This window comes from Kitasatospora sp. NPDC090308 (assembly GCF_044769485.1).
Taxonomy (GTDB): Bacteria; Actinomycetota; Actinomycetes; order Streptomycetales; family Streptomycetaceae; genus Kitasatospora; species Kitasatospora fiedleri.
In genome coordinates this window covers 166,944-186,998 of record NZ_JBIVXY010000007.1, presented here as the reverse complement: position 1 = coordinate 186,998, position 20,055 = coordinate 166,944, and the positions used below count along the sequence as shown (strand labels likewise).

The following is a 20,055-nucleotide window of genomic DNA, read 5'->3' as shown; positions in this document are numbered from 1 at the left end:
GTCAGCCGCCGTCCTGCGCGATCCTGATCATCTGGAAGACGATGAAGGCGACCGCCCCGGCGCTCAGCACCATCAGCAGCGGGCCCATCCGGCGGTTGTTGCCGAGCACCAGGAACGCGCGCGCGTCCTGGCCGTTGCGGGCCATCTCCTCGACGACCGCGCGGTTGCGGGCGGTGTAGTGGGTGGCGACGCCGCGGAAGTCCGTGAACAGGGCGAGGCCGAAGAGGAAGAAACCGAGCGGGAACAGGGCCAGGATGACGAAGATCAGCACGGCGGTGAGGATGGCAGCGGGAAATACCTGCTGTCCAGGGGGTTTGACCAAGGTTTTGCCCGGGCGGCCGGGCGGTTCCGGGCCGAGCCGTTCCGGGCTGGGCGGTTCCGTGCCGTGCCGTGCCGTGCCGTGCCGTTCCGGGGCGGGGCGGGAAATCGGTTGATCGGCTGATGACGGTTTCCGTATGACAAGCACACTCCGGCTGGAAGCGGTCACCGCCGCCAACCTCGACACCGCGCTCGCCCTGAAGGTCCGGCCGGAACAGGAGCACCTGGTGGCGCCGGTGGTGAAGTCGCTCGCCGAGGCGTACGTCCACCCCGGGGTGGCCCGGCCGCGGCTGATCCTGGACGGCGACCGCGCGGTCGGGTTCCTGATGGCCTTCTTCGGCATCGACTTCGCGGGTGACGGCACCGGTGCCGACCTCCGCTCGGGCCTGTGGCGGCTCACCATCGCGGCGGGCGAACAGGGCCGCGACTACGGGCGCTTCGCGGTCGAGGCGGTGGCCGCCGAGATCCGCGAACGCGGCGGCACCCGGCTCACCACCACCTGGCACGTCGGCGAGGACGGCCCCGAGCGCTTCTACCTGCGCCTGGGCTTCCGCCCCACCGGGGAGACCAGCGGCGACCAGCGGGTCGGCGAACTGGCACTCGGACCGCGCCCGGAAGGACGCTGAGGGCCGCCGCCCGGCCCCGCGCGCCGCGTCGGCCCCGCGCGCCGCGTCGGCCCCGCGCGCCGTGCCGACCGTTGGTGCGGCGACCGGTGGTGCGCGGGGGCCGACGGCGGGTCACCAGGCGGGGGCGACCAGGTCTCCGGTGGTGGCGTCGCGGACGGTGATGGCCTCGACCGGGCACATCTCGGCGGCCTCGGTGAGCTGCTCGGAGCCCGCGGTGGACGGCCGGACCGGGGTGGCCCGGCCGTCGGGGGCCAGGGCGAGGTCGGCGGGGGCGGTGCGGGCGCACAGGCCGCTGCCGATGCAGCGGACCCGGTCGACCGTCACGACCAGCTGCGGGGCGTCGCTCACCAGGTCACCTCCAGGCGCAGCGGGCTGCGGGTGAGCAGGCCGGTGCGCCACTCGATCCGGTCGACCGGGGTGGCCAGGCGCAGCTCGGGCAGGGCGCGGGCGAGGTGGTGCAGGCCCAGTTCGAGCTCCATCCGGGCCAGCCAGGCGCCCAGGCAGTGGTGCGGACCGGCGCCGAAGGTCAGCGACGGGGTGCCGAGCGGGGCGAACAGGTCGAGCGGGCCCGGCGGGTAGACCTCCGGGTCGGCGTTGGCGGCCGTGGTGTCGGCGGCGATGATCGCGCCCGCCGGGATGGTCACGCCGCCGATCTCCAGGTCGGCCGTCGCCCGGCGGAGCGCGCCCGGCGCGTTGGTGCGGTCGCCGAGCGGGACGGTGCGCAGGATCTGCTCGGTCGCGGCGACCGCCGCCGCCGGGTCGGTGCCGATCCGCCGCCAGGCCCCGGCGTGCTCCGGCTGCTCGGCGCGCTCGGGGTCGAGCAGGTAGACCAGGGCGTTGCCGAAACTGGTCATGGTGGTCTCGTGCCCGGCGATCACCAGCCCGATGGTGAGCGAGGTGATCTGCCGCTCGGTCATGCCGCCGGTCCGGTCGGCGGCCAGCACCAGCGAGCTGACCAGGTCCTCGCCCGGGTTCTCGCGCCGCTCCTGCACCAACTGCTGCCCGAACGCGCCGAACTCCTCGATCGCGGCCCGGATCTCCTCGGCGCCGTACGCCGTGGTGGACAGCGCGTGGTCGCTCCAGTAGCCGAGCCGCTCGGTGTCCAGCCCCTCCAGCTCCATCAGCCGGCTGATCACCCGTACCGGCAGCGGCTTGGTGAGCGCCCCGATCACCTCGACCGGCGACCCCGAGGCGACCAGGCCGTCCACCAGCTCCCGCACCACCCCGTCCACCCAGGGCCGCCAGCGCTCGATCGCCCGCGGCGTGAACGCGCGCTGCACGGTGCGGCGGATCGCCTGGTGGTCGGGCCCGTCGCTGTTCAGGATCGAGGACGGGTCGTCCAGGATGTTCGGCGTCAGGGTGGTCGGCGGCGCGTCCGGCGCGTACAGCGTGGCCCGGCCCAGGTCCGGGTGGGCGAGGGCCTGCCGGACGTCCGCGTGCCGGGTCAGCACCCACACCGGCGTCCCGGTCGGCAGCGCGGCCAGCCGGGGCGGGCCGGCCTCGGCCCGCAGCAGGCAGTGCAGCGGCACCAGCGGCGGCGTGCCGGGGGCTCCGGTGGTGGCGGCGGTCGCGTCGGTGGTCGCGTCGGTGGTCATCCGTCCTCCTGCAAGGCACCTGCACGGGCCGAGGACGCCACCGGGCGGCGGCTCCTCGTCCCCCGACCGTATGCGGCCGACCCCGCTCGGGAGTAGAACGCAAATCAGCCACCGCCGGACCCGGAGATCCTCCAACTGGTGTTCGAGGAGCGGATGTTGGTGCGGAGCGGGGGCCGGGTCCGGGGGGGGCGGGTCCGGGAGCCGGGAGCCGGGGGTCCCTGTCCCCGGCCCACGGCGGGAGCTGGTGGCTCGGCCGGTGACGGTCGCTCAGCCGGTGGCGGCGGCTCGGTCGGCGACGACGGCCAGGGCCTCGATCTCGATCAGCACCTCCGGCCGGAACAGCGCCGCGACCTGGACGGCCGAACTCGCCGGGGGCCGCGCGGTGTCGACGTACTCGTCCCGGACCTCGCGGATCGCGGGCAGGTACGCCACGTCGGTGACGAACACGGTGAACTTCACGACGTCCGAGAAGTCGGCCCCGGCCGCCGCCAGGCAGCGCCGCAGGTTCTCGAACACCTGCCGGGCCTGCGCCGCCGGATCGCCCGGGCCGACCAGGTCGCCCCGCTCGTCGAACGCGACCTGCCCGGAGACCTGGACCAGCCGGCCCGTCCCGGTGACCACCTGGGTGTAGCCCGTGCCGGGGGCGACGCCCGGCGGCTCGGTGATGTGGGTGAGGTGAGAAGTGCTCATGGCGGTCATCCTCACCCACCCCCGCTCCGGGCGCACCGGAGTTTCCCCGCCCACGGCCGCCGCGCACCCGGGCGGGGGCGTCAGAGGTCGCGGCGCATCACCAGGCGCGGCCACCGGTCCAGGCCGTGGGCCGCCTCGCGGGCCCGGACCTCGCGCAGGCCCGGCCCGAGCGCGTCCGGTGGCACCGGGCGGAAACCGCAGCGGGCGTAGTACGGGGCGTTCCACGGCACCTCGGCGAAGGTGGTGAGGGTCAGCGCCGGGAGCCCCTCGGCGGCGGCCAGCGCGGCCAGGTGCTCCAGCAGGTCGCGCCCGATGCCCCGGCGGGCGTACGCGGGGTGCACCGAGACCTGCTCGACGTGCAGCGCGCCGTCGATCCGCTCGGCGATCAGGTAGCCGACCGGGCGGTCGGCGCCGTCCACCGCGACCAGGGCCGGGCCCGCGTCCAGGAACGCCGTCAACTCCTCGACCGAGAGCGGCTCGTCGTCCGCGATCACGTCCATGCCGACCTCGCGGAAGCAGCGTCCGGCCGCCCGCTCGATCTCCTGGAGCAGCGGCAGTTCCCCGGCCCGGGCCTCACGTATGCGCATGCCTCCATTGTGCGCACACGTGGGACCGCCGTGATCGCCGCCACCCCGGCGGCCGGTTCACGCGCCCGGCGCGGGCTCCGCGGCGAGGCGGCCGGTGCGGATCGCGGCGAGCAGGGCCGCGTGGTCGGCCTCCGACCGGTCGGCGTAGGCGACCGCGAACCGGGCGACGGCGTCGTCCAGGCGGTCGTCCTTGCCGCAGTAACCGGCGATCAGCGCGGCGTCCGCGGTGTGGGCGTGGGCGCGGGCCAGCAGGGCGCCGGTGAGGCGGCCGTAGTCGTCGAGCTGGGCGGGCGACAGCGCGGCCGGGTCGACACTGCCCTTGCGGTTGCGGAACTGCCGTACCTGGTAGGGGAGTCCGGCGACACTGGTCCAGCCCATCAGCGGATCGGACACCACCTGCATCCGCTTCTGCCCGAGCACCACCCGCCGCCCCTCGTGCCCGCCCTCCGGCGGCACCGGGAACCCGGCCCGCACCAGGTGCGGCAGCAGCACCGACGCCCGGGCCTCCTTCACCTGCAGCACCAGCGGCCCGCCCCGGCGGTCGGTGAGCAGCACCACGTACGAGCGGGTGCCGACGCTGCCGGTGCCCACCACCCGGAACGCCACGTCCTGCACCCGGAACCGGGCCAGCAGCGGGTGCAGCTCCGCCGGAACGGTATGCCGGTAGGACGCCAACGACCCCGCCACCAGCTCGGCCTGACTGTCCGTCACCTCGCTGAGGATCGGCGGCGCCGCGACGAACCGCCAACCCCCGTCCCCGGTAAGGACGGTGGAGCGCGCCGCGAACTTCGCCCCGGTGTTGCGCAGCGCCTTCGCCGAGACCGCCGCCAGCAGCTCGCTCAGCTCGTGCGCACCCGCGAACTCCACCAACTGGTGGTCCGCGATGGCGTCCCAGGCGTTCCAGGCGTCCAGCGCCGGGAGCTTCGCCAGCCGCCGCACCGTCCGCCGGTAGGTCGCCGCCGCGTCGAACGCCGCCTGCCGGCAGGCGGACTCGTCCGCCCCGGCCTGCCGGCCCGCGAGCACCAGGCTGGCCGCCAGCCGCTTGAGGTCCCACTCCCACGGGCCGGAGACCGTCTCGTCGAAGTCGTTCAGGTCCAGCGCCAGCCGGCCCCGGGCGTCCCCGTACAGGCCGAAGTTGGCGGCGTGCGCGTCCCCGCACAGCTGCGCGGCCACACCGCTGACCGGCGTGGTCGCCAGGTCGTGCGCCATCAGGCCCGCCGAACCGCGCAGGAACGCGAACGGCGACGCCGCCATCCGGCCCACCCGCAGCGGCACCAGGTGCGCCAGCCGTCCCGCGTTCGCCGACTCCACCGCCGCGACCACCTCCGGCCGGGACGCCGACAGCACCAGCCGCGCGTGCGACTCCAGCGGTACCCGCTCGCGCAGCAGCTTGCCGCGCCGCTTCGGACCCTCCCCGCGCGCGACCGCGTCCAGCTCCAGCAGCACCGCCGACGGGCGGGCGGGCACTGCGGAGGCGTCCCCCGCGAAGCCCTCCACCGCGAACTCCCGGGACCGAGACGGCAGTTCCACCACCGCCACCGGCCCCGCACCTGCCGGGCCCCCGAGCCGGTCCGCCACCCCCGGGGCCCCCGGGGCCTCCGAAGCCGCCGGATCCTCCGCCCACGCCTCCACCGCCGACACCCGCACTCCCCTCCGACCGCGGCGGGGACCGCCCCCACCAGCGGTGACGCTACCCGGCCGGGCCGGTCCGGACGCGGGCGGGTCCGTCCACCGGGCCCGGCGGGGCCGCCCGTAGCATGCCGACATGGCACACGACATCCACCACCTCGACCCGGCCTACCTCGACTTCTGGCGCGAACGCCACCTGTGCACCCTCACCACGCTGCGCCCCGACGGCACCCCGCACGTCGTCCCGGTCGGCGCGACCTTCGACCCGGAGACCGGCACCGCCCGGGTGATCAGCAGCGGGGACAGCCGCAAGGTCCGCAACGTGCTCGCCGCGGGCGAGGCCGGGCAGCGGGTCGCGCTCTGCCAGGTCGACCGGGCCCGCTGGGCCACCCTGGAGGGCCGGGCCGTGATCCGGCAGGACGCCGCCTCCGTCGCCGACGCCGAGCGCCGCTACACCGAGCGCTACCGGCAGCCCCGGGAGAACCCCGAGCGGGTGGTGATCGAGATCGCCGTCGACCGCGCCCTGGGCCGGGCCTGACGGGTCGCGGGTCCTGGCGGTCCTGGCGGTCCTGCCGGGCTTGAGGGGCCGCCGGGCCGCGGGGTCGCCCGGTCGCCCGGTCGCCAAGGACGAGAGGCGGCCGGTCGCGCCGACTCTCTTGCGGCAACAGGTCTGTGATGCAAAGCTTGCTGCATGACAGACGCCTCGGTGCCGCTGCCCGGCACCCCTCGTGAAGTCCTGTCCGGCCTCGGCGAGTTGACCCGCCGGGTGCGGGCGGTCCAGCGCGACGCGTGGATCCCGCTGCTGCTGTTCGGCCTGCTCACCACCGGCGGAATCCTGGTCGACCGGCTCACCTTCCGGCGCGAGACCGTCCCCTGCCCCGGCGGCCCGGCCGCCCCCGGCGGGCTCTGCGCCGCGATGCGACAGGGCTCGCCCCTCTACTGGACGGTCGGCCTGCTGGCCGCCTACGCCGCCACCGCCTGGTGGTACCTGCACCGCTCCCGCCGCCGCGGCGTCGGCACCCCCGTCCGCCCGTACGTGCTGGCCGGGCTGGCCGCCGTCGTCGCGCTGACCGCCACCACCTGGTGGGGCGCCTCCCAGCCCGGGCCGGGCGCCGACCTGGAGCTCTGGGGCCGGCACCTGGCCGCGAACGCGCGCGGCACCCTGCTGCTCCAGCAGTTCCTCGGCGGGGCCGCCGCGATCGGCGTGCCGCTGCTGGTGCTGGCCCGGATCGAACGCAGCCGCGCCCTGCTGCTGTTCGCCCTCGGCTACCTGCTGCTCGAACTCGCCCCCGTCACCTCCGGCTGGTGGGGCCTGGCCGCCGGTCTCTGGTCCGGCGCGTCCCGGCTGGCCCTCCCCGCGCTCTACCTGCTCGCCGGGGCGCTCCTGTTCGGCCTCGCCACCCGCCGCGCCCGCCCGCAGGCCGACGCGTGAGCCCGGCCGGAACCCGTCCCGGAGCCGGAGCCGGAGTCGGTGCCGGGGCCGACACGGGGGCCGACGCGGGGGCCGACGCGGGATCGGGGGAGGCCGCCGACCAGCACCCCGCCAAGGCCCTCGACGACACCGTCCACCAGCGCATCCGCCTCGGCATCCTCACCGTCGCCCACCAGGCCCGGCGCGCCGAGTTCGGCTTCCTGCGCACCACCCTCGACCTGACGGCCGGAAACCTCGGCCAGCACCTCACCGTGCTGGAGAAGGCCGGGCTGGTCGCCATCGAGAAGGGCTACGAGGGCCGCCGCCCCCGGACCTGGGTCACCCTCACCCCCGAGGGCGAACAGGCCCTGCGCGAGGAGGTCGCCCAACTCAAGCGCCTGATCCGGGAGATCGAGGCCGCGGGCGGGAGCTGAGCCCCCGCCGGAGCGGCCCGCCGGAGCGGACCGCCGCGGCGGTCCACAGCCGGACCCCGGGCCCGGGCGGGCCCTCGGTCTCAGGCCCGGGCGGTGACCACGTGGAAGGTGACGGCTGCCAGAAAGGTGCCGGTGGCGAGGTGGGTGAGCCAGCGGTCGGCGTCGTCGGGGGAGAAGTAGCCGGCGGCCACGGCCCGGCGGGTGACGCGTTGCAGGCCCAGGACGCGGTCGGCGGTGGAGACCTCGCGGAAGACCGGGGTGAGCGGGCGGACGTCCACCACGTCGAGGCCGGAGTCGGCGGCCAGGCGCGGGAGCTGGCTGCCGATCCGGGCGTTGCGCACCGCCTGGTCGGTGACGTACCGGGTGTAGGCGGCGGTCAGCGCGGGGTCCGGGTGGTCGACGGTCAGGGTGCCCCAGTCCGGCTCGCCCAGCACCAGCAGGCCGCCCGGCCGCAGCACCCGGCGGGCCTCGCGCAGGGCCAGGCCCGGGTCGGCGACGTGCTGGAGCACCCGATCGGTCCGGGCCCGGTCGCAGCTCGCGTCCGCCAGCGGGAGTTCGTGCAGGTCGCCGAGCCGGACGCCGACCTGGAGCAGGTGGGCGGTCCGCTCGGCGGCGGTGTCCACGGCCGCCAGGTCGTGGTCCACGCCCAGGACGGTGCCCTCCGGCCCGGCGGCCTCGGCCAGCGCGGGCAGGTCGGTGCCCGGGCCGCACCCGAGGTCGACCACCGTCTGCCCGCGCTCCACCGCCAGCGCCGCCAGCATCACCGATTTGTACTCCCGGCCGAGTTCGGAGACGGCCAGCCGGTCCAGGTAGGCGATCGGATCGGGCGGCACGGACTCGAACACACGGGAGGTCATGACGCGCAGTCAATCAAACCTGCCCCCGTCAGGGAAGATCCCGGGGACGGCACGGGGCAGGACAAGGGGCGTACGCCGGGCCGGGGGGCGCACCACGCCGCCCCGGCCGCGACGCCGGGAGCACCGGCCCGCGACGCCGCGGCGGACCCCGGCCCGGCGCACGCCGCGGGCCGCCCGGTCAGGACACCAGCGGCCGCTCCGCCGACTCGGTGAGCGTCACCGTGCACAGCCCGCCGCGCTCCGCGACCACGTCCGTGACGGTCAGCCGGGTGCCGGGCAGCAGGATGAACTCCTCCTCCTCGGTGAACGCCGAGAACTCCCGGATGCCCACCGCCCGGGCCGGACGCACCTCGAACAGCGTGCGCCGGCCCCGGCTGCCCAGGAACGAACGGGCCACCGCCGGACGCGAGGTGCACGAGGACACGCCCCACCAGGTGACCGTCCGCCCCAGCGGGTACTGCGCCCGCAGGTCCAGCGCCACGCCGCGCCACAGCGGCTCCGGGCGGGCCGGCAGCCGGTCCACCGCGTCGAACAGCAGCCGCAGGTACGGCAGGTACGGGGTCAGCCCGGCCCGGTCCGGGTGCCGCAGCGCCGCGTTCAGCTCCCGGTAGAACGACGACTCGCAGGTGTACAGGTGCAGCGCCGCGACCGCCTCCGCGTCCAGCGCGCCCGTGCCCGCGCCCGCCCCGGCCCTCGCGTCCGCGTACCGCTTGCCGAACTCGTGCGCCGTCCCGACGTACCGCTCCAGCCCGCGCAGCAGCGCCGCCACCGGCTCCACCGCCTCCCGGAACCCCATCCGCTCCAGGTCGAACACCCCGGTGACGGGCGGGAGTTCGAGACCCTCGTCCTTCACCGAGGCGAGCCGCTCCAGGTACAGCTGGTGCAGCTCCATGGTGGAGGCGATGAACGCGCCCATCCGGGAGGCGGTGCCCGCGTCGGTGCGGCCCTCGGCCGCCGCCGCGGCCTGCCAGCCGGTGCTCGGCAGCCAGTCCACCGGGTCCGCGCCCAGGCCCTCCAGTGCCGCGTTCACCGCCGCGAAGTGCGCGCCGTCGCAGAAGACGTCGCCCTGCGCGGCGGGGTTCGGGTGGTCGATGTGCTCCACCCGCACGTCCGGGTACTTCCCCTCCAGCCGCCGCACCACCGTCCTCAGCGCCCGCGCGTGCGCCCCCCACCAGGCGAACACCACGCCGCGGTCCTCCTCCGGGCCCTCCTGCTTGGCCCGCAGCACCTCCTCCACGACCTTCTCCACCACCGGCTTCCAGAACCCGGTGTGCGCCGCCGGGCCGGTCGAACCGTCACTGCTCGCGGTCAGCGCCGCGTTCAGCAGCAGCACGCCCTGGGTCAGCATCGCCTGGAACCACTCCGGCGGCTGCACGGTGCCGTGCTGGGCCAGCAGCGCCCGCAGGTCGGCGATCGGGGTCTTCTTCGGGATGCCGTACTTCCACATCGCCGCGGCCTTGATGATGCAGCGGATGCTCACCACCCGGCCGAACTGGCTGTCCTTCCAGTCGTGGAAGGTGTTGTCGAACATCGCGATGCCGGTCGCGCTCTCCGACCGCGGGTACGGGTTCTGCCCGAACACCACGACCTTCCACTTCCCCGGCGGGTTCGGCTTCAGCGCCTGGAACGTCAACTCCCGCACCGGCACCACGTCCTGCGGGCGGCCCGGCCCGATGAACGAGGCCGCGTCCGGGTGCCGCGCGATCACCGGCCCCAGCACCGGCAGCCAGTCCTCGCCGCCGCCCGCGAACAGCTCGGCGAGCGCCAGCGGGTCGTCCGGGGCGGCGGGGGGCGGGGTGGACTCGGCCATGACGGTGCTCCAACGAAGGCGAGGGGGGCGGCAGGGACGCGGGGGACGCGAACGGAAGATCACGTTAGACCGGGCCGCCGACAGACCGTCAGCCCGGGGCTGTCGGTGCCCGCCGATAGGGTCGGAACCGACAACGAGCCCCCGGCCGAACGGAGTTCGCCCGCATGACCGTCAAGCACGCCCCCGAGCCGCTGCGCGTGGTGCTGACCGACCTCAACCCCGACGTGGTGGCCGCCTGGCGCGCCGCGTTCGCCGACACCCCCGGCGTCGAGGTCCGCACCGGCTCGATCCTGGACGTGGACGTCGACGCCTGGGTGACCCCCACCAACTCCCGCGGCCGGATGGACGGCGGGCTGGACGCCGTGATCAAGCGGCACCTCGGCGCGGGCATCCAGCTGCGCGTCCAGCGCGCCGTCCGGGACGGCCACGGCGGCGAGCTGAGGGTCGGCAGCGCGGTGTGCGTGCCCTCCGGCGCGGCCGTGCCCCGCTTCCTGATCTCCACCCCCACCATGCGCACCTCCGGCCAGGACGTCAGCCAGACCCTGAACGTCGCGCTGGCCTGCGCCGCCGCCTTCCAGGCCGTCCACCGGCAGAACGCCGCCACCCCCGGCAGCATCGCCTCGGTCGCCCTGGTCGGCCTCGGCGCGCAGACCGGCCGGGTCCCGGCCCGGATCTGCGCCAACCTGATGTGGACCGGCCACTCGCTCTTCCAGGACCACGAGTTCACCGACGACGACGAACTGCGCGCCACCGTCACCGGCCAGCTGGACGACCTGCTCGCCGCCCCCGTCGAACGGCCGGTCCGCCTCGCCGTCCCGGCCCGGAGCGCGCGCCGGAGCTGACGCACGCCCCCGGCCGCCCCGGCGCGCTGCGGAGCTCCCGGTGCTTCCCGTGCCCCGGCCGCCCCGGCTCTCGGCTCGGAGGGGCGGCGGCTCAGCCGTGGTCGGCCTCGTGCGCGGGGCGGTGGTACGAGGTCAACCGGGCCAGCAGGGCGGTGAGTTCTGCGCGCTGGTGGGGGGTGAGCGGGGCGAGCAGGTCCTGCTGGGCGGCGTCGACCAGGGCGTCCAGCCGGTGCAGCCGGGCCCGGCCGGCCGGGGTGAGCGTGATGACGTTGCGGCGCCGGTCGACCGGGTCGGGGTCGCGGACCAGGAAGCCGGCGTCGGCGAGTTCGTTCAGCACGGCGACCAGGTCGCTGCGGTAGATGCCGGTGCGGCGGCTGAGCTCGGCCTGGCTGACGGGGCCGGTCTCGGCGAGCGCGACCAGGGCCGCGAAGTGCCACTTGCGGGCGCCCTCGGCGGCCAGCCGCTCGGCCACCAGCCGGTCGGCGGCCGCGGCGGCCCCGGCCAGCAGGCGGCTGGGGATGGCGCGCAGCCGTTCGGGGGTGGCTTCCTCGGGGGCGGGGCTCATGGGCGGGTCCTCCACTGTTGCGTTAGTGCCACTAACAGTCTACCTTCGTTAGTGCGACGAACGTTTATGGCGCTAACGAACGCGCCGCCCACCGCACCCGAACCCGCCGCACCCCAGGGGGAACCCGGTGATCGAGCCCTTCCGCATCCACGTCCCGCAGGCCGACCTCGACGACCTCGCCGACCGCCTCGCCCGCACCCGCTGGCCCAACGAGATCGACGGCGCCGGCTGGGACTACGGCTTCCCGCTGGCCCGCCTCCGGCAGCTCGCCGAACACTGGCGCACCCGCTACGACTGGCGCGCCCACGAGGCCCGGATCAACGAACTGCCGCAGTACACCACCGAGATCGACGGCCAGCGGATCCACTTCCTGCACCTGCGCGCCGACCGCCCGGACGCCCTCCCGCTGATCCTCACCCACGGCTGGCCCGGCTCCTTCCTGGAGTTCCTGGACGTCCTCGAACCGCTGCGCCGCGACTTCCACCTGGTGGTCCCGTCCATCCCCGGCTTCGGCTTCTCCGGGCCCACCACCGAACGCGGCTGGGACGTCCCCCGGGTCGCCCGCGCCTGGGCCGCCCTCATGGAGCGCCTCGGCTACCGGCGCTACGGCGCCCAGGGCGGCGACTTCGGCGCGGGCATCTCCACCGCCCTCGGCGCGCACGCCCCCGAGCGGGTGGTCGGCGTGCACGTCACCTACCAGCCGCTGCCGCCCGACCCGGAGGCCGGCCCGCTGTCCGCCGCCGACGAGGCCCGACTCGACCGGGTCCGCCACCTCCAGGCCAACCGGCCCCCGTACCAGGCCCTCCAGGCCGCCACCCCGCAGACCCTCGGCTACGCGCTCACCGACTCCCCGGTCGGCCAACTCGCCTGGATCGCCGAACGGTTCGCCCAGTGGACCGACCCGGCCACCCCCGTGGACGACGAACGCCTGCTCACCGACGTCTCGCTCTACTGGCTGACCGCCACCGCCGCCTCCTCCGCCCGCCTCACCCGGGAGACCCCGCGCGGCGGCACGCCCTGCCCGGTGCCGCTCGGCGTCGCGGTCTTCGCGCACGACATCACCCTGGCCGTGCGCCCGCTGGTCGAACGGCGCTACGACGTCCGGCACTGGTCGGAGTTCGACCGCGGCGGCCACTTCGCCGCGATGGAGGTGCCCGAGCTGTTCGCCCGCGACGTCCGGGAGTTCTTCACCGCGCTGGCGGCGGCCCTGGCGCGGTAGAAGAGAACGGCCATGTGGCCAAAGGGAGTTGACCGCGCGTCGGCTCAGCCGGGCAGCGGCGCGGTCAGCTGGCCCTCGGCGTCGAAGGTGCGGGCCGCGTCGAAGACCCCGGTCAGGTCCGGGTGGCGGCCCAGCAGGCGGTGCGCCAGCGCCAGGCCGTCCGGCTCGACCCGGCGGGTCAGGCCCAGGTGTGGCATCCAACGGCCTGGCAGGTAGAGCGGGTTGGGGTCGGGGGCGTCCGCCAGCAGCCGCCACACCTCGCGGTGCAGGTCGATCAGCGCCGGGCCCGGGACCACGCCCCAGGCCAGCACCCGGCGGCGGCTGCGCGCGCTGAACGACAGCAGACCCGACAGGCGCACCTCCAACGGCAGCGCTCCGCCCAGGAGTTCGCCGATCTCCGCGAGCCGCTCCGGCGCGATCGCGCCGCACGCCGCCAGGGTCAGGTGCGGGCGGTGCGTCGGGTGCGGGTTGTCCGCGAGCGAGTCCACCCCGCCGTCGGCCAACTCCCGCCACACCGTCCGCACCGCCCGGTCGAACGCCGGATCGCAGGTCAACTCGATGGTCCGCATGCCCCCACCGTAGGACCGGCCCCGCCGCCGCCCGCACCCACCCCGTGTGATGGGCTGGGCGGACCCGGGCCACCGCCCCGCACGAGAGGGCCGGGCCGGGACGGGAGCGGAGTCGGGAGGGGGCGGCGGGAGTGGGGACAAGGGAACCGGGGGAGTGGCGGGCCCGGGCCGGGTGGCTGGCGGGGGCGGTCGCGGTGCTGGCGTCCGGCCTGGTCGCGCCCGGCCTGGCACCGGCCCGGGCGGCCGCGCTGCTCGGCGGGGCGCTGTACACCGCGCTGCTGTACATCCTGCTGATGGCCGCCGCGCCCCGCCTCGGCCCGCGGAGCGCCGGCGCCGCCGCGCTCGCCGCGAGCTGGGCGGTGGAACTCTTCCAGCTCACCGGCCTGCCCGCCGACCTCGGACGCCGCAGCCGCCTCGCCCGACTCGTCCTCGGCACCACCTTCGACGCCTCCGACCTGCTCGGCTACGCCCTCGGCGCGGCCGTCGCGCTCGCCGCCCACCTGGCCGTCCGCCGAGCCGTCCGCCGCTCCGCCCGCCCCCTGCCGGGCCGCCGCACGCCGCGCGACCGGGCCCGTCCGGAGCGGTGAAGAGCCCGGGGGACGGGGCGTCAGAACGGCGGGCGGCCGCGGGGCGGGGCGGGGCAGGGGGCTGAACGGGGCGGTGGGCGGTCCGGCGGGTCGCCGCTCGCGCAGGCAAATGAGTACATTTGGGACATTCGGGAGCAGAACCAGGCTTCGCGCGTCCACGCACAGAAGGCCGAGCCGCCTTCGGAAAGGGTCTCCATGCACCCCGCCCTCAGCCCCGCCGTCCTCGCCGAGCTGCGCCGGCCCCGCTCCTATCCGGCGGTGTCCATCCTGATGCCCACGCACCGCCGCGAGCCGGACAACGGGCAGGACCCGGTCCGGCTGCGCAACCTGCTGGCCGAGGCGAAGGAGAAGGTCCAGGCCGACCCCGACGTCTCGCGCGCCGACCGGATCGACGTCCTGGAGCAGCTCGACCGGGCGCTCGCCGAGGTCGACCTGGTGCACGCCGAGGACGGCCTGGCGATCCTCGTCGCGCCCGGCGAGCACCAGGTCTGGTCACTCGGCCGTACCGCCCCCGCCCGGGTGGTCCTCTCCGACACCTTCCTCACCCGCAACCTGGTCGCCTCGCAGATCGCCGAACGCCCCTACTGGGTGCTCGCGGTCGCCGCCGACCGGGTGGTCCTGTGGGGCGGCGACAAGGAGCGCGTCACCGAGGAGACCTCCCACGGCTTCCCGCTGGTCCGGGTCTACGACAACCCCGATCCCGAGCGCCAGGAGCGGATCGGCGACACCCCCAGCACCTTCCAGGACGAGGAGACCAAGACCTTCCTCCGCCAGGCCGACACGGCGATCGGCAAGGTGCTCGCCGCCGACCCCCGCCCGCTGTACGTGGTCGGCGACGCCCCCGCGCTCGCCCTGCTGGACGCCGTCGGCCCGATCGCCAAGGCCACCACCTCGCAGATCCCGCACGGCGGCCTCGCCCAGGGCAACGCCGAGACCGTCCGCCAGGTGGTCGAGCCCGCCCTGCGCGCGCACGCCGACCAGGAGATCACCGAGGCCCTGGCCCGCCTCGACAAGGCCCGCGGCCGGCAGGCGTTCGCCGCCGGGCTCGACGAGGTCTGGCAGACCGCCGCCGAGGGCCGGATCGCCCTGCTGGTGGTCGAGGAGAACTTCCGCACCACCGTCCGCGACGACGGCGACCACCTGGTCCCGGCCGAGGAGGGCGAGCCCGGCTCCCGCGAGGACATCGTCGACGAGGTCATCGAACGCGTCCTCGACACCGGCGCCACCGTCAGCTTCGTCCCCGACGGCACCCTCTCCGACGCCGGACGGATCGCTGCCGACCTGCGCTACTGAGCCGACGGGCACCGCCGCTGACGGACACCGCCGCTGACGGGCACCGCCGACGGACACCGCCACCGGCGGACGCCACCGGGGCCCGCGCCGGGAGAACTCCCCGGCGCGGGCCCCCGCGCGTGCGCACGCCCGTGTCCCCGGCTCAGTCCCCCGCCGCGCCCATCAGCACCCCCACCACGTACGTCACGCCCATCGCGAGGCCGCCGCCCAGCACGTTGCGCAGCACCGCCCGGCGCGGGTCCGCCCCGCCGAGCCGGGCGCTCGACCAGCCCGTCACCACCAGCGCCGCCAGCACCGCCACCACCGTGACCCACACCCGGACGGACTGCGGCGGCAGCACGATCGCCAGCAGCGGCAGCAGCGCCCCCACCGTGAACGCCGCGAAGGACGCCCACGCGGCGTGCCACGGGTTGGTCAACTCGTCCGGATCGATGCCCAGTTCGGTCTCCGCGTGGGCGGCCAGCGCATCGTGCGCGGTCAACTGCGCGGCCACCTGCCGGGCCAGCTCCGGATCGAGGCCCTTCGCCTCGTACATGCCCGCCAGCTCGGCCAGCTCCGCCTCCGGGGTCAGCCGCAGCTCCCGGCGCTCCATCGCCAGGGCCGCCTGCTCGGCGTCCCGCTGGGTGCTCACCGACACGTACTCGCCCGCCGCCATCGACAGCGAGCCCGCCAGCAGCCCGGCCAGACCGGCCGTCAGCAGTTCGTGGGACGAGGAGTTCGCCCCCGCGACGCCCACCACCAGGCCCGCCGTCGACACCACGCCGTCGTTGGCGCCGAGCACCGCGGCGCGCAGCCAGTTCAGCCGCCCGCCCAGCGCGCCGTGGTGCGCCTCGTCGTGGTCCGGTGGCGGGTCGGGCGGCGTGCCCTGGGCGCGGGAAGCGGTCATGCCGCCAGTGTGCCCGCCGGACGGCGCCGCGCCCCGCAGCCCCGTCCGGCGGGGCGCCGGGAAGCGCGCCGCCGCGGGTGGGGCCGCGGGCGGGTGGTTCCGCGCGGCGGGGTGTCAGAGCGTGGTGAGGTCCGGGTCGCCCTGCGGGCTGCCGGTCCACCAGTTGCCCGGGGCGTCCGGGTCGCGGCTGGTCCAGTACTCGATGATCGCGGTCACGAACTCCTCGGCGGACAGCGCGCCGTCGCCGTCGCGGTCCAGGTGCGCGAAGGCGGTGTCGGCGTCGCTGCGCCGCAGCTGCGGGAAGTGGCCGTGCTGGAAGGCGAAGAACTCGTCCGCGTCGACCACGCCGTTGCCGTCCGCGTCCGCCACCGCGAGGAAGGCCCGGCCGAGCGCCCCGAGGACCGCCTCGGCGGCCTCCGGGTCGTCGGCCAGCGAGGCGGTGGAGGCCAGGAAGTCGGCCCGTCCCATCGCCACCGCGCCCGCCGCCAGGTGCGGCAGGTGCAGTTCCCGCCAGATCGCCACGTACGCCCCGACGATCCGCTGCTCCTCGGGCGACCCGGCCGGGTGCCCCAGCGAGCGGGCCACCGACTGGCCCATCAGGACGTGGTCGCGCTCGGTGAGCCGCCCGTCCCCGTCGGCGTCGAGGTGGTCGAACCCGTGGCTGATCTTGGCGATGAGCAGGTCGTCTGACACAGTGACCCTCCGGTGGGCGGCGGTTGACGGAGCGTCAGCCTACCGGGTGCCGCCGCCCGGTTCCGACCGGCCGTCAGTGCGCGGCGAGGGCGTCGGCGGACTCGGCCCAGTTGTCGTGCAGGCGGTCCAGGTAGGAGCGGGCCTCGGCGCCCGGGTTGACGCCGCGGGCGAAGGCGAGCATGTTCCCGGCGCCGGTGTTGTAGCCGAGGGCCATCAGCTCGTCGCGGGTGTAGGAGCCGGACCAGTGGGCGGGCAGCTGGGCGCCCAGGTCGTGCAGGTGCCAGGCGGCGGCGCGGACGGCCAGCGCCGGGTCGTCCGGCAGGTCCTCCCACGGGCGGTCGGCGAACGGGCGGTTGCGGCGGGTCTCGTCGTAGGCCGCCCGGTGCATGTTGGCGATGCCGAAGGAGGCGTCCGGCTTCATCTTCTGCCAGGCCCGCTCGACCTCCGGCCCGTGCGGCTTGTACGCCTCGTTGAACAGGACCGCCATCACCAGCTGCGGGTTCACCCCGGCCTCGGCCGCGTACTTCTCGACCTCGGGCGCGAACCGCGGCGGCGCGTAGTCCTCCGGGCCCCGCGCGGTGGGGGAGGCGGACCCGGACGGCGCGGGCGACCCGGACGGCGCGCCGGAGGAGGCCGGGGCGGTGGCGCGGGCGGACGGGGCGGCGTCGGGCGGCGGGGTGTGGTCGCCGCCGCGCTCGTACAGCCAGATCCCCAGCACGGCCAGGGCCACCGCCACCCACGGCCACTTCGCGCCGCGTTCCGCCACCGGAGGACTCCTTCTGTCGTTTTCCGCCGCTCTCCGCCGCCGCTGTCGCCCCCGCGGGCCCGGCCGCCGGGCCCGAGGACGCCCGGTGGCCGTGTCCTGCCGCCGGGTTGTCGCGTTCTGTCGGATGTCGCCCGGTGCCGGGTGGCGACCTGTGGCGAGCTTACGTACCCGGAGCGGATTTGTATGCTTCGCTCGAACCTCTACAGCCGTGTAGAGGAACCGGGGGGCCGCGCCACGCGTCTGTCAGCCCGGAACGGTCGGACGCCGCAGGCGCGGCGCGGCGGAGGACGAGAGGTGTCGATGACGGGGCGAAGGCCGACGGGCACGCGCGGAGACGCACCGCTGTGGCGGGACGAGCCGGGCGAACAGGGCCGGCCGGGCGAACCGGGCGGGCCGCGCGGACGGACCGGCCAGCGGGAGACGGCCGACCACCCCGTCCCGTCCCAGCGCACCCCGCACCGGGAGCGGCGGCGCACCCCCGGACCGGCCGGCCCGGGGCGCGGGGGCCCGGAGCGCGGCGGACCGGCAGCCGGCGCGTCCGCGCCGGACGGGAGCGCCCCGCGCCGTCGTCCTCCGGCCCGCCGGGAGGGCGCCCGCAACGGGGCCGCCGCCGGGTCGAACCGGATGCCCGCCGTCCTGCCCGCCCTCGGCCTGCCGGTGCTCGGCGCGCTCGCCGACGAACTGCTCGCCCCCGGCCTGGGCCCGGTCTACGCGGCCTGCGCCGTCCTGGGCGCCGCCCTGGCCGCGCTGGTCAGCAGCCGGGCCGGCTGGTGGTGGGTGGTCAGCGGCGCCCCCGTGGTGACGCTGGCCGTCGCCGGCGGGGTCGACTGCCTGGCGCGCGGCGACCGGTACCGGGGCGCCGGGCTGGGCACCGAGGGCCTGAAACTGGTCAGCAGCCAGTTCCCGTGGATGCTGGCCGCGCTCGCGGCCGCCCTGCTGGCCGTCGGCGTGCGCACGCTCCGGGCCCGGAGGCCCCGCCGTGGCTGAACGACGCGGCCCGCGCCGGCTCGGCCGCCGCCCCGCCCCCGGGCTGATCGCCGGCCGGACCGCCGCCTGCGCCCTCTCGCTGGCCGTCCTGGGCGTCAGCGGCTTCGCCTGGTACACCACCGACCAGCTCAACGGCGTCAGCCGCTCGCACGCCCTCGACCAGGCCAGGAAGAACGCCCCCGAGCACCTCGACGCCTCCGTCAACATCCTGCTGATCGGCCTCGACAGCCGGAAGAACATGGACGGCACCGACCTGCCCAAGGAGTTCGTCCAGGACGAACTGCACGCCGGCTCCAGCGAGATCGGCGGCTACAACACCAACTCGCTGATCGTGCTGCACATCCCGCCCAGCGGGAAGGCCCAGGCGGTGTCCGTCCCGCGCGACGACTGGGTGCAGACGTACAACGCCGACGGGACCGAGGGCAGGATGCACAAGGTCAAGGAGGCCTACGGCTACGCCAAGGACGCCGCCGAGCAGAAGCTGCGCGCCAAGGGGCTCAAGGGCGCCGACCTGGAGCAGCAGAGCCGGGAGGCCGGGCGCTCCGCCACCATCCAGACCGTGCAGAAGCTGCTCGACATCCCGATCGACCACTTCGCCGAGGTCAACCTGATCGGCTTCTACGACATCGCCAAGGCGCTCGAACCGATCCCGGTCTGCCTGAACAAGGCCGTCGACGACCCGATCGTCTCCCGGGTCACCGACAGCAAGGGCAACGTGGTCAGGCCCGGCGGCGGCACCGGGCTGAAACTCCCGGCCGGGGTCAGCCAGGTGAACGCCGCCGACGCGCTGTCCTTCGTCCGGCAGCGGCACAACCTCACCAACGGCGACCTCGACCGCACCCACCGGCAGCAGGCGTTCATCGCCTCCGTCGAGTACAAGCTCAAGCAGCAGGGCGTGATCGGGGACCTCGGCAAGATGCAGGACCTGCTGAACGTGGTCAAGAAGGACGTGGTGATCGACGATCAGTGGCGCCTGCTCGACTTCGTCCAGCAGGCGCCCAACCTGACCGGCGGCAACGTCGAGTTCAACACCCTGCCGATCGACAAGTTCGCCACCGTCGGCGGCCAGGAGGTCAACCAGGTCGACCCGGTGAAGCTCCGGCGGATCGTCAAGCAGCTGTTCGGACAGCCGCTCGACGCCGACCCGGCGCTCACTCCGGCCACCAGCGCCGCCACCGCGCCGGGTCCGAGTCCGAGTCCGAGTCCGAGTTTGGCGCCGACCGGGGCGTCCGCCGCCGAGACCACCGTCGACGTGCTCAACGGGTCCTCGGTGGCCGGGGCGGCGGCCGACGAGTCCAAGGCGCTCGCCGCCCTCGGCTACCGGGCCGGGAAGGTCGGCACCGCCGACAGCCACCCGCGCACCACCACCGTCAGGTACGGCACCGGTGCGCAGGACGCCGGGCAGCGGATCGCCGCCCGCTACGGCGTCACCGCCACCGCCTCCACCGCCCTCGCCCCCGGCCGGGTCCAGGTCGTCCTCGGCGCCGACCGCGCCGCCCCCGACCCCGCCGGAACCACCGGAACCACCGGAACCGGTGCGACCGGTGACAGCACCGACCCCGCCGCCGCCCCCGCCCTCCAGATGCAGGGCCCGCCGGTGAAGGCCGGCGGCGTCCCCTGCGTCGACTGAACCCGCCGCGGGGGACGACGGGAACGCCCCCCGGACCGGGAGGTCCGAGGGGCGTCGGCGG

Annotated in this window: 23 protein-coding genes; 10 read left to right on the top strand and 13 right to left on the bottom strand. The window is 75.8% G+C overall.

Annotation, left to right across the window (positions count from 1 at the left end; translation table 11 throughout):
- Position 1 precedes the first annotated feature (1 nt).
- Positions 2-271, bottom strand: a complete 270-nt coding sequence (locus tag ACIQVD_RS18805) for a hypothetical protein (protein ID WP_400681184.1) — start codon at positions 269-271, stop codon at positions 2-4.
- Positions 272-455: 184 nt separating this feature from the next.
- On the opposite strand from ACIQVD_RS18805, the gene ACIQVD_RS18800 reads away from it, so the two are divergent.
- A complete protein-coding gene (locus tag ACIQVD_RS18800) occupies positions 456-944 on the top strand; it encodes a GNAT family N-acetyltransferase (protein WP_402290408.1) in 489 nt (162 codons plus the stop codon).
- A 111-nt stretch (positions 945-1,055) separates the two neighbouring features.
- On the opposite strand, the gene ACIQVD_RS18795 is transcribed toward ACIQVD_RS18800, so the two are convergent.
- The 5 genes from ACIQVD_RS18795 to ACIQVD_RS18775 all read right to left on the bottom strand — a co-directional run bounded on the left by ACIQVD_RS18795 (position 1,056) and on the right by ACIQVD_RS18775 (position 5,349).
- A complete protein-coding gene (locus ACIQVD_RS18795; RefSeq protein ID WP_111554634.1) occupies positions 1,056-1,292 on the bottom strand; it encodes a ferredoxin in 237 nt (78 codons plus the stop codon).
- Positions 1,289-2,539, bottom strand: coding sequence for a cytochrome P450 (locus ACIQVD_RS18790; RefSeq protein ID WP_400681190.1), 1,251 nt, complete (start codon positions 2,537-2,539; stop codon positions 1,289-1,291). The genes ACIQVD_RS18795 and ACIQVD_RS18790 overlap by 4 nt, the downstream gene beginning before the upstream one ends.
- A 267-nt stretch (positions 2,540-2,806) precedes the next feature.
- Entirely contained in the window at positions 2,807-3,229 is a 423-nt protein-coding gene (locus ACIQVD_RS18785) for a RidA family protein (protein WP_400681193.1), read from the bottom strand.
- 80 nt (positions 3,230-3,309) lie between these two features.
- Positions 3,310-3,816: a GNAT family N-acetyltransferase gene (locus tag ACIQVD_RS18780; RefSeq protein ID WP_400681199.1), complete on the bottom strand. Its 507-nt coding sequence runs from the start codon at positions 3,814-3,816 to the stop codon at positions 3,310-3,312.
- Positions 3,817-3,873: 57 nt separating this feature from the next.
- On the bottom strand, positions 3,874-5,349 hold the full coding sequence (locus tag ACIQVD_RS18775; RefSeq protein WP_402290653.1) for a DUF2252 domain-containing protein: 1,476 nt from the start codon (positions 5,347-5,349) through the stop codon (positions 3,874-3,876).
- 232 nt (positions 5,350-5,581) lie between these two features.
- Between ACIQVD_RS18775 and ACIQVD_RS18770 the strand changes: the two genes are divergently transcribed.
- From ACIQVD_RS18770 to ACIQVD_RS18760, 3 genes are all read left to right on the top strand, one after another.
- A complete protein-coding gene (locus tag ACIQVD_RS18770) occupies positions 5,582-5,983 on the top strand; it encodes a TIGR03618 family F420-dependent PPOX class oxidoreductase (RefSeq protein ID WP_100834468.1) in 402 nt (133 codons plus the stop codon).
- Positions 5,984-6,136: 153 nt separating this feature from the next.
- Positions 6,137-6,877 (top strand): hypothetical protein, encoded by a 741-nt coding sequence (locus ACIQVD_RS18765; RefSeq protein ID WP_402290402.1) that lies wholly within the window; start codon positions 6,137-6,139, stop codon positions 6,875-6,877.
- Positions 6,874-7,290, top strand: coding sequence for a winged helix-turn-helix domain-containing protein (locus ACIQVD_RS18760; RefSeq protein WP_402290399.1), 417 nt, complete (start codon positions 6,874-6,876; stop codon positions 7,288-7,290). Before ACIQVD_RS18765 ends, ACIQVD_RS18760 begins: the two co-directional genes overlap by 4 nt.
- Before the next feature lie 80 nt (positions 7,291-7,370).
- Here the strand turns inward: ACIQVD_RS18760 and ACIQVD_RS18755 are convergent, their stop codons facing one another.
- Both ACIQVD_RS18755 and ACIQVD_RS18750 read right to left on the bottom strand, forming a co-directional pair.
- Positions 7,371-8,147 (bottom strand): methyltransferase domain-containing protein, encoded by a 777-nt coding sequence (locus ACIQVD_RS18755; RefSeq protein WP_400681206.1) that lies wholly within the window; start codon positions 8,145-8,147, stop codon positions 7,371-7,373.
- A gap of 178 nt (positions 8,148-8,325) precedes the next feature.
- Entirely contained in the window at positions 8,326-9,957 is a 1,632-nt protein-coding gene (locus ACIQVD_RS18750) for an ADP-ribosyltransferase domain-containing protein (protein ID WP_402290396.1), read from the bottom strand.
- A gap of 164 nt (positions 9,958-10,121) precedes the next feature.
- On the opposite strand from ACIQVD_RS18750, the gene ACIQVD_RS18745 reads away from it, so the two are divergent.
- A complete protein-coding gene (locus ACIQVD_RS18745; protein WP_400681212.1) occupies positions 10,122-10,799 on the top strand; it encodes a macro domain-containing protein in 678 nt (225 codons plus the stop codon).
- Between the two features lie 91 nt (positions 10,800-10,890).
- Here the strand turns inward: ACIQVD_RS18745 and ACIQVD_RS18740 are convergent, their stop codons facing one another.
- The gene (locus tag ACIQVD_RS18740) at positions 10,891-11,364 is read right to left on the bottom strand and encodes a MarR family winged helix-turn-helix transcriptional regulator (RefSeq protein WP_400681215.1); all 474 of its coding nucleotides are present in this window, start codon (positions 11,362-11,364) and stop codon (positions 10,891-10,893) included.
- A 127-nt stretch (positions 11,365-11,491) separates the two neighbouring features.
- On the opposite strand from ACIQVD_RS18740, the gene ACIQVD_RS18735 reads away from it, so the two are divergent.
- Positions 11,492-12,583, top strand: coding sequence for an epoxide hydrolase family protein (locus tag ACIQVD_RS18735; protein ID WP_402290392.1), 1,092 nt, complete (start codon positions 11,492-11,494; stop codon positions 12,581-12,583).
- Positions 12,584-12,627: 44 nt separating this feature from the next.
- On the opposite strand, the gene ACIQVD_RS18730 is transcribed toward ACIQVD_RS18735, so the two are convergent.
- Complete coding sequence (locus tag ACIQVD_RS18730) at positions 12,628-13,152, bottom strand: 2'-5' RNA ligase family protein (protein WP_402290390.1); 525 nt, start codon at positions 13,150-13,152, stop codon at positions 12,628-12,630.
- 131 nt (positions 13,153-13,283) lie between these two features.
- Between ACIQVD_RS18730 and ACIQVD_RS18725 the strand changes: the two genes are divergently transcribed.
- Entirely contained in the window at positions 13,284-13,739 is a 456-nt protein-coding gene (locus ACIQVD_RS18725; protein ID WP_402290388.1) for a DUF2809 domain-containing protein, read from the top strand.
- Between the two features lie 195 nt (positions 13,740-13,934).
- Entirely contained in the window at positions 13,935-15,032 is a 1,098-nt protein-coding gene (locus tag ACIQVD_RS18720; protein ID WP_400681222.1) for a chemotaxis protein, read from the top strand.
- Between the two features lie 142 nt (positions 15,033-15,174).
- Here ACIQVD_RS18720 and ACIQVD_RS18715 read toward each other — a convergent pair whose 3' ends face one another.
- The 3 genes from ACIQVD_RS18715 to ACIQVD_RS18705 all read right to left on the bottom strand — a co-directional run bounded on the left by ACIQVD_RS18715 (position 15,175) and on the right by ACIQVD_RS18705 (position 17,377).
- Complete coding sequence (locus tag ACIQVD_RS18715; RefSeq protein WP_402290386.1) at positions 15,175-15,918, bottom strand: VIT family protein; 744 nt, start codon at positions 15,916-15,918, stop codon at positions 15,175-15,177.
- A gap of 114 nt (positions 15,919-16,032) precedes the next feature.
- On the bottom strand, positions 16,033-16,611 hold the full coding sequence (locus ACIQVD_RS18710; RefSeq protein ID WP_400681226.1) for an EF-hand domain-containing protein: 579 nt from the start codon (positions 16,609-16,611) through the stop codon (positions 16,033-16,035).
- Positions 16,612-16,684: 73 nt separating this feature from the next.
- Positions 16,685-17,377 carry a lytic transglycosylase domain-containing protein gene (locus ACIQVD_RS18705; RefSeq protein ID WP_400681228.1) on the bottom strand — a complete coding sequence of 231 codons (693 nt, stop codon included), beginning with the start codon at positions 17,375-17,377 and terminating at the stop codon, positions 16,685-16,687.
- Between the two features lie 624 nt (positions 17,378-18,001).
- Between ACIQVD_RS18705 and ACIQVD_RS18700 the strand changes: the two genes are divergently transcribed.
- Together ACIQVD_RS18700 and ACIQVD_RS18695 are read left to right on the top strand one after the other, a co-directional pair.
- Positions 18,002-18,364 carry a DUF6542 domain-containing protein gene (locus tag ACIQVD_RS18700; RefSeq protein ID WP_402290383.1) on the top strand — a complete coding sequence of 121 codons (363 nt, stop codon included), beginning with the start codon at positions 18,002-18,004 and terminating at the stop codon, positions 18,362-18,364.
- A complete protein-coding gene (locus ACIQVD_RS18695; RefSeq protein ID WP_402290381.1) occupies positions 18,357-19,994 on the top strand; it encodes an LCP family protein in 1,638 nt (545 codons plus the stop codon). Before ACIQVD_RS18700 ends, ACIQVD_RS18695 begins: the two co-directional genes overlap by 8 nt.
- Positions 19,995-20,055: the final 61 nt, after the last annotated feature.